Source organism: Saccharothrix violaceirubra (genome assembly GCF_014203755.1).
GTDB lineage: Bacteria > Actinomycetota > Actinomycetes > Mycobacteriales > Pseudonocardiaceae > Actinosynnema > Actinosynnema violaceirubrum.
Map to the genome: position 1 here is coordinate 3,829,629 of NZ_JACHJS010000001.1, position 13,435 is coordinate 3,843,063.

A 13,435-nucleotide genomic window follows, 5' to 3' on the forward strand; every position below is an offset into this window, starting at 1 on the left:
CACGTCCTTCCGGCGACTGGTCACAGGGTGGGCACGTCGTCGACGACGGCGGCCCGCTCGTCGACGACGGCCAGGGACAGCTCGCCCGCGAGGGCGACCCGGTCACCGAGGAGGAAGTCACGCACCTCGCCGGTGGGGTGGTGCAGTCGCAGCGCGCCGCCGACCCTGGTCAACGAGTAGGCGTCCGCCGCGTCGGTGTGCTCCAGTCGCGCCGGCCCGCCCGGGTGGTCCTCGACCGCGAAGCGGAACCGCCGGGCCGGCATCTCCGGTGCCGCGAGGTCGCCACGCGGGCGCCCGCGGTCGGTCAGGTGGAGCACGAGGCCGCGCACGTCACGCCGGCGGCGCCACACCACGAAGGCGACCAGCGCGGCGACGGCCACCAGCACACCGCCGCCGACCACACCGATCCGCGCGTAAGGCGTGGGGCGGACCACGTCCACCGTGAACTGCCTGCGGTGGATCACGACCTCGGGGACCTCGTCGTCGACCAGGACGAGCGTGAAGGAGTTGACGCCCAGCGGGGTGGCGTCCGCGAAGTCGAGCCGGAACGGTCGGGATTCGCGGCCGGCGGGCGGCACGTCGAACGTGGTGGCGTCGCCCGGGACGCTCACCAGCGTGCCCGGTGCGATGTCGGCCAGTTGCAGGCGCACCCGACGCGCCCGACCGGACGTGTTGGCGACCTCGACCACGCCGTCGATCGCGGCGCCGGGCGCCGCCTCGGTGTCGTCGAGCGAGGTCGTGGCGCTCAATTCCGGCGGTCCGGTCGCGATCGGCACTCGGACCGAACGGGTGTCCGAGGCGATGCCGACGCCGCTGACCGTGCCGGTCACCTCGAAGTCGCCCTTGGCGTCGGCGGGCACCGTCGCCCGTCCGGTGTGGATTCCGTCGCCTGCGGCCGTATCGGGTGCGCGACCGTCGTCGGTGAGCGTGACGGGGCCCGCGAAACCGGAGTCCACCGCGAAGTCGAGCCCGGACAACGCGGCCGGGTCCGTGATGGGCCGGGTCCGGGTGCGCAGCGCCAGCGCGATGGCGACCTCCTGGCCCGCGGTCGGCGACGGCGGGTCGACGGTGAGCACCGCGCGCACGGCGCCCTGCCACGTGACGACCGCGGTCGCCGTGGTGCGCGGCAGGTTCGGAAAGGACTTGAGCCGCACGGTCCAGGGCCCCGGCTTCGGGTTCACCACCCGCAACGCCTCGACGGCACCGTTCTCACCGCTGACCTGGAACGTCGAGTCGTCGACTGTGCCGTTCTTCGGCACGGCGCGGCCGTCCGGGTCGACGTACTCGACGGCGAGGCGCGGGTCCTGTTTGACCACGACGATCGACCCGTCCGTGGCGATCAGCGGGATGTCGACGGTCGTCTCGGCGGTCGCGCCCGGATCGAGCGTCACCTCGCGCGGTTCGCCTCCACCGGCGCAGCGGCCGAGGCGGTAAGCCTGGAGCAGCGCCCACACGACGTCGCCCGATCCCTCGATGACAGTCGCCGTCGGCTTGGCCACGCCCCGCCCGCACGACCCCTGGTGTCCGCCGGCCGCGAACCTGTCCAACTGGGCACGGTCGACGGTGCCGAAACCCAACGGCCAGACCGTGACGCCCTTCGCCCGCGCGGCGGCGAGGGTCTCGTCGACCTTTTCCAGCGCCACCTTGTTCCGCTCCTCTGCGGAACTGGTGGAGCCGTACGCCTCGCTATCACCGACGTCGAGCCTGCCGTCGGTCAACAGGAAGATCATCTTCTGGTCGGCGGCGGAGCCGGAGAGGTAGCTCATCGCCTGGCTCAGCGCGGCGTAGTGGTCCGTGCCGTCGCCTTCCGCCGCAGTCCGGCCGCGCAGTCGGCCGATGCAGTCACTGAGGACTTGCCGCTCCTGCGCGGTCGCGACGATCGTCGGCGGACAGACGACGTCCACGGCCGACTGCCCGGATGCGCCGTTGTCGCTGCCGAACCCCACCACCGCGACCCTGGACGCCGGGGCGAACTCGCCCAGCGCGATCACGGCGGCGGCCTCGCGTTCGCGGCGGACGTCGTCGGTGCTCAGGCTGCTCGACTCGTCGACGAGCAGCACGATGTCGGCCGAGCCCACCGCGGGCTCGGGTTCGAGGATCCGCGCGGACGCCCCGACGGACGGGACGACGAGCCACGTCCACAGCACGACGACGACCGCGAGGAGAAGCGCGGTCTTCCCACCCGGACGTATCCCCGAAATTTCCGAACACCTCATCTTCATGCCACCCGCTATCACGTCGAACTCTATGGGACAGCCCCTGTACGGAGTTTTTCTGCCCCTCCATCGAGAGCACCGCACACCGTGTTACGAAGGCATCTTCCACACACGCGAATCGTTACCGAGCGTAGACCGATTCCGATTCCAATAGAATATTTGGCGTGACCCTGACCTGGCAGAACGCTCGTCTTCCAGGCATTTTCACTGGCAGTGCGCCGCCACTGACAGCCGGTCAGGAACTTTCGCCGCACATGAATACATGCGTTCCGCCGGCAACCCGACGGACAACTCGTCGACAAGTCCGACCGCATTCCTGCGGAGCCGGACCCACACCAGGCACGGCCACGGAATTCGTGACACTTCCACACGATTCGACACGGTCATCCGGCAACAAAAAGCCGGCGATACGCGTCGGTACTTTTCAGTACCGCTGGTGCAGCCACCGTCCGAGTGCGTGCAGGCGGGTCGTGAGGGCCGCCGGTTCGAGGACGTCCGCGTCCAGGTTCAGGTAGGTCAGCCAGCGGGCCGCCCAGTCCAGGTCGTCGGTGCCGAAGCGCAGTTCGCACTCGTCCCCCAGGTCGACCACCGCGGCCACGGTCGGGTCCACCGACTCCCGGACGAGATCGGCCGACGTGTGCACGCGCACGCGCACCCGGTACCGCCAAGGGCCGTGTGCCAACGAATCCGCCACGAAACCGACCGGGTCGTCCGGGGGTTCGGGGGTCGGGTGGCGGGTGGCGAGGGGTTGGACGTGGTCGACCCGGTCCAGGGCGTAGGTGGTCCACCGGTCCTCCCCGCGCGGGCACGCGATCAAGTACCAGCGTCGGCGTAGCGCGACCAGTCGGTGCGGTTGGACGTCGACCGGTTTCGACGGGGTCGTGTCCGTGCGGCGGTGGCGCAGTCGGACGGCTTCGTGGGCGCGGACCGCGAGGGCCGCCGGCACCAGGACCTCGCCGCGCGCCCGCCTGGTCGGCTCGTCCGGCGGCGCCTCGATGTCGGCCAGGGCCGCCAGGCGGGTCCGCCACCGGGCGGGGACGACCTGGGTCAGTTTGGCCAGCGCCGTCACCGCGGCCGTCTCCACACCCTCGACCGTGACCGCCGTGCGCAGCCCCAGCGCCACCGCCGCCACCTCGTCGGCGTCGAGCAGCAGCGGCGGCATGGCCTGGCCCGACGCCAACCGGTAGCCGCCGGCACGCCCGGCCTCGCCGTCGATGCGGTAGCCGAGTTCGCGCAGGCCCGCCACGTCGCGGCGCGCGGTGCGCTCGGTGACGCCCAGCCGGGCCGCCAGCCGCGCGGCCGAGATGCCCGGCTGGGCCTGGAGCACCGACAGGATCTCCAGCCGTCGATTGGTCGTGCGCATACCCTGACAGTAGTTGTCCGGGTATGCGGTCAGAGTGGTCCCATGAACGAACTGCTGCGTCCCGAGGGACTCGTCCACTCCCCCGCCTTCACCCACGTCGCCGTCGTGCCGCCGGGCGCGACGACCGTCCACATCGGCGGCCAGAACGCGGTCGACGGCTCCGGCGCGCTGGTCGGCACCGACGCCGCCAGGCAGACCCGGCAGGTGATGGCGAACCTGCGCGACGCGTTGGCGTCCGCCGACGCCACCGTCCACGATCTGGTCATGCTGACGATCCTGCTCACGACGGACGCCGACCTGGGTGCCGCCTATCCGGTGGCCGCCGCCGCGCTCGACGGCGCCGCGCCGCCGGTCGTGGTCACCCGCGTGGCCGGGCTCGCGGTGCCCGGCGCGCTGGTCGAGGTCGCCGCCGTCGCCGCGGTGGTCCGATGACCGCCGGACGACGCGCGGTCGGCCACACGCGGGACGCGGGCTGGCAGATCGGCGTCTCCAAGACCGTCGAGCACCCGGCCGAGACCGTGTGGGAGTTCGTCACCTCGCCGGCGGGCATCGCGATCTGGCTGGGCGCGGGCGTGACCGTGCTCGACGAGCGCGGCACGCCCTACGAGACCGCCGACGGCACCCGCGGCGAGACCCGCTCGTACCGCACGATGGACCGCCTGCGCCTGACCTGGCAGCCACCGGACTGGGACCACGAGACGACCCTGCAACTGACCGTCCGCGCCACCGGCCCCGGCCGCGCCCGGCTCGGCGTGCACCAGGAACGCCTCGCCGACGCGACCGAACGCGAGCAGCAGCGCGAGCACTGGCAGGGCGTGATCTCGGCGTTGGCGGCGGCCCTCGCCGCGCTGTGACGGACGCCGCCGATCGTGGCAACGGACTCCTCCGCGAGGGCGAAACGGCCCGCTCCTCGGCCGTACGGCCGGACCGACCGCACCGACCTGCGGCACGGTCGCCCCGACGGGGACGTCCCACCTCCGGACCGACCCTCCGATCATCCACAATGGACATGAATGTCAACGGTCCACAAAGGAACAAGTCCACGCGGAGAGGACATCTCCCTCACACGGACAGACGATTGTTCCGACCGTATGGGTGATGCGAGGATGAGCCCGTTCGGCGACGCTGTCCTGTGAGCGGCGCATCGGTATGCGAACAACATGCGGAATGGGGAGTCCGTCCGGCGGGATCGCGTTCACCGCCGGAGAGAGTTGTTTGATCCGGTCAGTCACTCCGCCGTGCGCCCGGACATCGGCGTCCCGTGCGGCCTTCATGTCACATGTGGACAGACTGCTATGGATAACCATGGGGATTTCAAGAAGGTGACGGTCATCGGCGCCGGCATCGCCGGGCTGGTGGGCGCCTACGAACTCGAGCGGCGTGGGCACGACGTCGAGGTGCTGGAGGGCAGCGGGCGGATCGGGGGGCGGGTCTACACCCACCGGTTCAGCTCGGATTCCGGGGCACCGTCGGTCGAGCTGGGTGCGATGCGGATACCCGTCGAGCACCGCCACGCCATGCACTACATCACCGAGCTGGGGCTGGCCGACAAGGTGCGGGTGTTCCGCAGCCTCTTCTCCGACGACGGCGCGTACTGCGCCACGGGCGCCGGGCACCTGCGGGTGCGCGACGCCGCACGGGCACTGGTCGACGACTTCCGGCGGGCGGTGCCCGAACGCCGCTACGCCGACGACTCGGTGCTCTTCGGCGCGTGGCTGATGGCCGCGGGCAACGCGATCGCGCCCGCCGACTTCCGCACCGACCTGCGCCGGGACCTCTGGCTCGACCTGCTGGACGCGGTGGAGCGCGTCGACCTGTCGCCGTTCCTGCGGCACGACCGGGTCGACCTGCACGCGTTCTTCGCGCTGCACCCGGAGATCCGGATGACCGGCAACGGCCGGCTCGACCGCTTCCTGCACGACGTGCTCAGCGAGACCAGCCCCGACCTGGTCCGGCTCGCGGGCGGCATGGACCAACTGGCGCACCGGCTCGCCGGTCGCCTGCGCGGACCGGTGGTGTGCGGGCAGGAGGTGGTCGGCCTGACCGTGCGCGAGCACGACGTGCTGGTGGCCATCCGCGACGGCGACCAGTTCCGCACCCGGCGCTGCGACTACGTGCTGTGCACGGTGCCGTTCTCGGGGCTGCGCCGGATGTGGCTGTCCGGGTTCAGCCGGTCCAAGCTCGAGGTGATCCGGGACATGACCTACTGGGGCGCCACCAAGGTCGCGTTCCACTGCCGGGAACCGTTCTGGGAGCAGGACGACATCGGCGGCGGCGCCACGTTCGCCGGCGGGCTCGTGCGGCAGACCTACTACCCGCCGGTCGAGGGCGACCCGGCCGGTGGTGCCGCGCTGCTCGCCAGCTACACCATCGGCGCCGACGCCGACGTGGTCGACCGCATGCCCGATTCGGTCCGGCACGCGGTCGTACTCCAGGAACTGGGCCGGATCCACCCGGAGCTGCTGCGACCGGGCATGGTGCTCGACGCGGTCAGCCTGGCGTGGGGCCGGTACTGGTGGAGCGGCGGCGCCGCGTCCGTCCGCTGGGGCCTGGACACGGTGGCGGGCGAGACCGAACGGGTGCGCGCGGCCGAGCCGGAGAACCGGCTGTTCTTCGCGGGCGAGCACTGCTCGTCCACCACGGCCTGGATCGAGGGGGCGATCGAGTCGGCCGTCGACGCGGCCCGCGAGATCGACGCGTTCACCGCGCGGGCCCGGTTGGTGGGTGCCCGGTGAGCGTCTTCGACCTGCCACGCCTGCACTTCGCCGGCACGGCCACGACCCGCCTGCCCACCGGGCCGAAGTCCGGCCTGGTGGACCTGGCCACGAACACCGCGCTCACCGCGTCCGGCCCGGCGGACATGTCCACCTCCGAGTACCACGCCTACCTGGACGGGCACAGCCCGCGTTTCGACGCGGACGGGCGCCCGTGCGACGACGGCCCGTTCACCACCACCAAGGGCTGGAACTTCGCCGGGAACGGGCACTTCGCCGTCGACGCCCGGATCGTCGGGGTGGAACTCGCGCCCGGCGACCTCGACGTGTCCGATCCGGTGGTGGGCCGGTCGGTCGACCTGTGGGGCCACTACAACCCCTACCTGGCCACGACCGTCAACCGGGCCAGGGTGTTCGACGTCGACCCGGCCTCGGACTGGACCACGACCCTGATGGTGGGCCAGTTCTGCTTCGGTCGCGCGGGCCGGTCGCACGACGCCGGCTACCTGTTCAGCGGCGGGGTGTCCGGGTTCGCCCCGCCGCGCTGGCACCACCTGCGGTACGTGCGGGACGTGGGCGACCACCCGTTCGCACCGCACCTGCGCCGTTCGGTCGTGCACCAGTTCGTGACGAGCCGCGACGACCCGCTGTGGCGGTGGCCGGCGGCCGAGCCGCGGTCGCCGGCCGTGGCCGCGCTGCGGGAGCTGACCGACTCGACGGCGGACGGCCTGGTCGTCCAGTTCACGCTCGGCAGCATGGCCACGCCCCGGGCGCCGGGCGTGCCCAACCACTGGGAGCTGCGTGGCACCATCGCGCCCTGGCACGCGGACGAGTCGCGCACCTACCCGGCGGGCCGGTTGCTCGTGCCCACCAGGACCGGCGCACTGCACACCCTGACCGTGGACGTCACCCCGACGCACGCCACGTTCAACCTGGTCAACGCCGTTCCACTGACCACCCGCGCGCCACGTCCCGGACCCGGGCCGACGCACGCGCCGGGGCCCCGGCTCGACCTGGGCGACCTGGAACTGCGCGGCGCGGACGGCCGGTTGGTGGCCGTGCTGCCCCGCGACGCGTACCGGGAACCCAGGCCGGACGGCGGGCTCGTGGTGGTGCCGGTCGTCGACGCGGGCGCGGCGGACCAGGCGTTGCGGATCGTCGGCGGCGGGACCGTGCTGCTCGCCGAACGGGAGGTCAACGTCCAGGCCGACGACGCCTGCCTGTTCCTGGAGCACTCCGGTGACGAGGACGTCGAGGTGCGCACCTACCTGCGCGGCCGTCCCTCGGCCCATGAAGTCCACATAGGACAGTATGTCAACGCCAAGGCGACGCCCTTCGACCGAACCTCGGACGTCGTCCACGCCAAGTCGGTCCTGCACACCGACGAGCGGGGGCGCGGCACGCTCACCCTCCACGGCGCACGCGCGGGCACGGCCCGGATCCTGCTGTCCCCGACCGCCGAGGTGCCCGATCTCGACTACGACCACGACGACGCGCTCGGCTTCTGGCCCGGCGCGGGCTGGCTGGCCGTGCGCGTGCTCCCCGACGACCGGCGGCTCGACGACATCGCCGACGAGGACGTCACCTTCGACGTGCTCCACCGCGAGGTCTTCGCCTACTACGAGCACCTCTACTCGTTCATGCGCGACGAGGTGTTCAGCCTCGACGACGCGTTCCGCGTGCACACCTACGCCCGGTTGATCTGGCAGATGAGCGACCCGGCGAACAAGGCGAAGACGTACTACATGCCGCCTACCCGGGACCTGACCGCGCCGCAGGCCCGGCTGCTCCTGGCGTTCCTGCGCAAGCAGCACGAAGCCGACGCCACGGCACCGGTCGTCGGCAGCGTGGCGGCCACCGGACCGAGGATCGTCAACCGGGGCGACCTGCTGCGCGCGCTGCACGACGCGGCGACCATCGAACTCGCGGTGATGCTGCAGTACCTCTACGCCGCGTTCTCCCTGCCCACCTACGGCGCCGCACGCGACCTCGTGCGGCGCGGCGAGTGGCGGCCCGAGCACCTGGGCCTGGTGTGCGGCGACGGCGGCGAGACCCGCGACGGCGGGATCCGGGGCACGCTGCTCGCGGTGGCCCGCGAGGAGATGATCCACTTCCTGCTCGTCAACAACGTGATCATGGCCATCGGCGAGCCGTTCCACGTGCCGGACCTGGACTTCGGCACGGTCAACTCCCGGCTGCCGATCCCGTTGGACTTCGCCCTGGAACCGTTGGGCATCGGCAGCGTCCAGCGGTTCATCGCGATCGAACGGCCCGACGACGGCACGACGCACCCCTACGGCGACGACCGCCCCTACGGGTCGTTGAGCGAGCTGTACGCGGACATCCGCGAGGGGCTGTGCCGCGTGCCCGACCTGTTCCTCGTCGAGAAGGGGCGCGGCGGCGGGGAGCACCACCTGTTCCTGCGCGAGTCGATCAACGCGGTGCACCCGGACTACCAGTTGGAGGTCGACGACCTGGCGAGCGCGCTGTTCGCGATCGACGTCGTCACCGAGCAGGGCGAGGGCAACGTGCTGACCGCGGCCGACGGCGGACAGTCGCACTTCGCCACGTTCCTGCGGATCTCGGACCTGCTCATGACCGAGACCCTCGGCGCCGAACGCCGGGGGAAGGTGCCGTGGACGCCCGCCTACCCGGTGGTGCGCAACCCGACGCTGCGGCCGGGCAACCCGGCGACCGAACCGGTGTCCGATCCCGACGCGCGCACGGTGCTCACCCTGTTCAACAAGTCCTACTTCATGATGTTCCAGCTCATGCTCCACCACTTCGGCCACCAGCCGGACGCGAGCCTGCGGCGCTCGGACCTGATGAACATGGCCATCGAGATCATGACCGGCGTGCTGCGGCCGACGGCCGAGGTGCTGGTCCGGCTGCCGTCGGGCCGGCGGGGTCGCACGGCCGGGCCGTCGTTCGAGCTGATCGGGACGCCGGGCCTGATCCCCCGGCCGGACGTGGCGTGGCGGTCGCTGGCGCTGCGGTTCGACCACCTGGCCGCCGCGACCCGCCGTTGCGGCCTGATCCCGGACTCCGCCGTCGACACGCTCGGCTTCCTGGCCGCGCACTTCCACTCCCGACCCCGGAGGGGACGGACATGACCACCGACGTGCTGATCGTCGGCGCCGGGCCGGTCGGCCTCGCGCTCGCGCTGGACCTGGCCCACCGGGGCGTCGACTTCACGGTGCTCGAAGCCGGTGACGGTACGGTGCGCCACCCCAAGGTGAGCACCGTGGGCCCACGGTCCATGGAACTGTTCCGCCGCTGGGGTGTCGCCGGGCGCATCCACCGCGCCGGGTGGCCCGGCGACCACCCCCTCGACGTCGCGTGGGTGACCCGCGTCGGCGGTCACGAACTGCACCGGCTGCGCCGGGGCACGGCCGACACCCGCCCGGTGCCCGACCACACGCCGGAACCGGACCGGATCTGCCCGGCGCACTGGCTCACCCCGTTGCTGCTCGACGAGGTCGGCGTGCACCCGAAGGGTCCGGTGCTGACCCGGCACCGGCTCGACGGCGTGGTCCGGCACGCCGACGGTGTCGTGGCCGAGGTCACCGACCTCGACAGCGGCCGGACGGCCTCGATCGCGGCGCGGTACCTGGTGGCGTGCGACGGCTCGGCCTCGCCCGTGCGCGAGCTGTGCGGCATCGGTGCGCCGCCCCGGCACGAGACCAGGGTGTTCCGCAACATCCTGTTCCGCGCGCCGGAACTGCGCGACGGCGTGGGCGACTCGGCCGCGATGGTCTACTTCCTGATGGCGTCGCCGTCGTTGCGCTTCCCGTTGCGCTCGATCGACGGCGCGGGCCTGTACAACCTGGTCGTCGGCACCGGCGAGGGGCCCGAGGCGCGGTCGCTGGTGACCGACGCGATCGCGTTCGAGACCCCGTTCGAGATCCTCTCGGACAAGCGCTGGTACCTCACGCACCGCGTCGCGGACCGGTTCCGGGACGGGCCCGTGTTCCTGGTCGGCGACGCCGCGCACACGCTGTCGCCGTCCGGTGGGTTCGGTCTGAGCACGGGCATCGCGGGCGCCGCGGACCTGGGCTGGAAGCTCGCGGCCACGCTGGCGGGCTGGGCGGGCGGCGGCCTGCTGGACTCCTACGAGGCCGAACGCCGCCCGGTCGCCGCGGCGAGCCTGGAGGCGGCCAACGCCAACCTCGTGCGCACGATCGACCGGAGCACTCCCGCCGGACTGGACGCCGACACTCCCGAGGGCGCGCGTGCCCGCGCGGAGGTCTCCCGGGCGTTGGCGGCAGGCGGCGTCGCCCGCGAGTTCGACGACCCCGAGGTCCACTTCGGACTCCGCTACTCGTCGCCGCTGATCGTGACCGAGCCGGACACCGGGGCGGCGGAGTCCGGGCCTTGGCACCCGGCCGCGGTTCCCGGCTCGCGGGCACCGCACGCCTGGCTGCGACCGGGAGTGTCCACTTTGGACCTGTTCGGTCGGGGGTTCGTGCTGCTGTGCTTCCCGGGCGCCGACCGGCCCGACACGGTCGCCCGCGCGTTCACCCACCGCGGCGTGCCGCTGGAGGTCATGCGGTGCGGGTGCGCCGATCCGGAGTTGGCCAAGCTGTACGAACGCCGCTACGTCCTGGTGCGCCCCGACGGGCACGTGGCGTGGCGTGGCGACGAACCACCCGCCGATCCGCTGGAGTTGGTGGACACGGTGCGCGGCGCCCGAACGGCGGCCCGGCCGTGACCGTGCCGTTGTTCGACGTCGCCGACTGGCCGCCGGCCCGGCTCGCCGACCCGTACCCGGTGTACCGGCGCTACCGCGAGCACGATCCGGTGCACCGGGGCGTGGCGGACACCTGGTACCTGTTCCGCCACGACGACGTCGTCCGCGTCCTCACCGATGACGGGTTCGGGCGCAGTGCCCACGCGGTCCGGGCGCCGGACGGCGGCACCGTGCCGCCGATCCCGCCCGACTATGACCGGTTGCGCCGCGTGGTGGCCAACTGGCTGGTGTTCCTGGACCCGCCCCGGCACCGCCGGCTGCGCGCCCTGGTCTCGCGGGCGTTCACCGCCGACACCGTCCACGCGTTGCGCCCGCGCATCGCCGAGATCGCGCGCGGGCTCGTCCGCGCGATGCGGGACCGGCCGGTGGTCGACCTCGTCGAGGAGTTCGCCGCGCCCCTGCCGATCCTGGTCATCGCCGAGCTGCTCGGCGTTCCCGCGCACGACGCGCCGTGGTTCCGCGAACGTGCCGTCGCCCTCCAGGAAGCCGGCGGCACCCGGACCTCGCGGCGGGCCGACGCCTACGCGCTCGCCGAGGAAGCGGCCGGGCAGCTCGCCGACTACTTCCTGCGCGGCCACGACCGGGGACTCGTGGCACTGCTCGCCCGGGCCGGGCTGACCGAGGACGAGTTCACCGGCACGTGCGTCCACCTGCTGACGGCCGGCCACGAGACCACGACCAACCTCATCGGCAAGTCCGTGCTCGCCCTGCTGGCCAACCCGTCGGCGCTCGACGGGCGCCGCGCGCCGACGACCGGCGAGGTCGACGAGTTGATCCGGTACGACGCGCCGGTGCAGATGGTGACCCGCTGGGCCTACCGCGACACCGTGCTGCGCGGACGCGGCATCCATCGCGGCGACAAGGTGGTCGCGGTGCTCGGCTCGGCCAACCGCGACCCGTGCCGCTTCCCCGACCCCGACGTGCTCCGACTCGACCGCACGGGTCCGGCGCACCGCGGCTTCGGCATGGGCATCCACTACTGCCTCGGCGCGGCGCTGGCCCGCGCCGAGGCCGAGATCGGCCTCGGCGCGCTGCTCGCCGGGAACCTGTTGGCGGGCAGCGCCTTCGACGTGCGCTACGGCGCCGACCTCGTCTTCCACGGCCCCACCCGGCTCATGCTCCGCACGACACCGCAGGAGGACGCGTGACCACGTTGCCGCCCGTCGTCGACCTGCCCCTGCGCCGGGGCGAACGCGACCTGCTCGGGGACCTGACCCGCCTGCCCGCGTCCGGACCCGTGGCCCGCGTCCGGCACGCGGGCGGCCTGGTGTGGATCGTGTCCGCGCCCGCCCTCGTCCGCCGGGTGCTCGCCGACGCCCGGTTCGCCAAGAACGGCCGGCACGCGCCGCCGTGGTTCGTCGACGAGAGCGGCCTGATCGGCTCCCGCGAGACCGCGCCGGGCGACATCGTGACCAGCGACGGCCCCGAGCACCTGCGGCTGCGCAAACTGCACATGCTGGGCCTGAGCCCCGGCCGGGTCCGGGCCTGGGCACCCACCGTGGCGGCGGTGACCGAAGAGCTGCTCGACGAGGTGGGACGCGCGGACGGTCCGGTCGACCTGGTGTCCGCGTTGGCGTACCCGTTGCCGCTGACCATCATCTGCACGCTGCTCGGCCTGCCGCGCGCCGTGCACCCGGCGATGCGCGACGCCGCCGAGCGGATCTTCTACGGCGGCGACGCCGACGTGCGCGCGTCCGGTCGGGCCGACCTGTACGGCACGGTCGCCCGCCTGATCGACGAGGAGCCCGACCGCATCGCCGACGGGCTGATCACCGACCTGCTCGCGGTGACCCGCCTCGACCCGCCGCAGGCCACCCGCACCGAGGTGAAGGCGTGGATACCGAGCCTGATCCTGCCCGGCCACGAGTCCACCGCCAGCCTGATCTCGGCCACCCTGTACGAACTGCTCGCCGCGCCGGACCGGCCCGGCATCGCGACGGCGGTCGAGGAGACGTTGCGCGTGCACCCGCCGTTCCCGTTGGCCACGTGGCGCTTCGCCACCGCGGACCTCCCGCTGACCGACGACGTCACGGTGCCGCGCGGCACCCCCGTCCTGGTGAACCTGGCCGCCGCCAACCGGGACCACGCGGTGCACCCCGACCCGGACCGCTTCGTCCCCGACCGGGACCCGATCGAGCACGTGTCGTTCGGCCTGGGACCGCACTACTGCGTGGGCGCGGCCCTGGCCCGCCTGGAGGCCACCACCGCGGTCGACGCGTTCTTCCACAGATTCCCGCGGGCCCGCCTCGCCGAGCCGGGTATTCCACCCCACCGGGAGAGCGACCTGCTCAGCCACCGGATCACCACCCTGCCCGTCGTGCTCGGCTGAGCACGCGGGTTACCCCACGGGATCCTTTGCGGCACAAGGAGTTCAACCGACCGGCCGATGGCG

General features: G+C 72.7%; 9 protein-coding genes. 7 read left to right on the forward strand and 2 right to left on the reverse strand.

The annotated features are described in order from the left end of the window. Nucleotides 1–20 precede the first annotated feature (20 nt). Both F4559_RS17925 and F4559_RS17930 read right to left on the reverse strand, forming a co-directional pair. Nucleotides 21–2,216: a vWA domain-containing protein gene (locus F4559_RS17925; protein WP_184670169.1), complete on the reverse strand. Its 2,196-nt coding sequence runs from the start codon at nt 2,214–2,216 to the stop codon at nt 21–23. A gap of 424 nt (nt 2,217–2,640) precedes the next feature. Further along, a complete protein-coding gene (locus tag F4559_RS17930; protein WP_184670172.1) occupies nt 2,641–3,579 on the reverse strand; it encodes a helix-turn-helix transcriptional regulator in 939 nt (312 codons plus the stop codon). Between the two features lie 42 nt (nt 3,580–3,621). Between F4559_RS17930 and F4559_RS17935 the strand changes: the two genes are divergently transcribed. From F4559_RS17935 to F4559_RS17965, 7 genes are all read left to right on the forward strand, one after another. Next, nucleotides 3,622–4,011: a RidA family protein gene (locus F4559_RS17935; RefSeq protein ID WP_184670174.1), complete on the forward strand. Its 390-nt coding sequence runs from the start codon at nt 3,622–3,624 to the stop codon at nt 4,009–4,011. Continuing rightward, nucleotides 4,008–4,433, forward strand: a complete 426-nt coding sequence (locus F4559_RS17940) for an SRPBCC domain-containing protein (RefSeq protein WP_184670176.1) — start codon at nt 4,008–4,010, stop codon at nt 4,431–4,433. Before F4559_RS17935 ends, F4559_RS17940 begins: the two co-directional genes overlap by 4 nt. Before the next feature lie 468 nt (nt 4,434–4,901). Next, a complete protein-coding gene (locus F4559_RS17945; protein WP_221447271.1) occupies nt 4,902–6,314 on the forward strand; it encodes a flavin monoamine oxidase family protein in 1,413 nt (470 codons plus the stop codon). Beyond that, entirely contained in the window at nt 6,311–9,406 is a 3,096-nt protein-coding gene (locus F4559_RS36400) for a ferritin-like domain-containing protein (protein ID WP_184670180.1), read from the forward strand. Before F4559_RS17945 ends, F4559_RS36400 begins: the two co-directional genes overlap by 4 nt. Continuing rightward, nucleotides 9,403–11,004 (forward strand): FAD-dependent monooxygenase, encoded by a 1,602-nt coding sequence (locus F4559_RS17955; RefSeq protein WP_184670182.1) that lies wholly within the window; start codon nt 9,403–9,405, stop codon nt 11,002–11,004. The genes F4559_RS36400 and F4559_RS17955 overlap by 4 nt, the downstream gene beginning before the upstream one ends. Then, entirely contained in the window at nt 11,001–12,191 is a 1,191-nt protein-coding gene (locus tag F4559_RS35990; protein ID WP_184670184.1) for a cytochrome P450, read from the forward strand. Before F4559_RS17955 ends, F4559_RS35990 begins: the two co-directional genes overlap by 4 nt. Beyond that, the gene (locus tag F4559_RS17965; RefSeq protein ID WP_184670186.1) at nt 12,188–13,372 is read left to right on the forward strand and encodes a cytochrome P450; all 1,185 of its coding nucleotides are present in this window, start codon (nt 12,188–12,190) and stop codon (nt 13,370–13,372) included. The genes F4559_RS35990 and F4559_RS17965 overlap by 4 nt, the downstream gene beginning before the upstream one ends. Nucleotides 13,373–13,435 lie beyond the last annotated feature (63 nt).

Coding starts and splice junctions, on each gene's coding strand:
- F4559_RS17925 (WP_184670169.1), bottom strand. CDS start 2,216: ATGAGGTGTTCGGAAATTTCGGGGATACGTCCGGGTGGGAAGACCGCG.
- F4559_RS17930 (WP_184670172.1), bottom strand. CDS start 3,579: ATGCGCACGACCAATCGACGGCTGGAGATCCTGTCGGTGCTCCAGGCC.
- F4559_RS17935 (WP_184670174.1), top strand. CDS start 3,622: ATGAACGAACTGCTGCGTCCCGAGGGACTCGTCCACTCCCCCGCCTTC.
- F4559_RS17940 (WP_184670176.1), top strand. CDS start 4,008: ATGACCGCCGGACGACGCGCGGTCGGCCACACGCGGGACGCGGGCTGG.
- F4559_RS17955 (WP_184670182.1), top strand. CDS start 9,403: ATGACCACCGACGTGCTGATCGTCGGCGCCGGGCCGGTCGGCCTCGCG.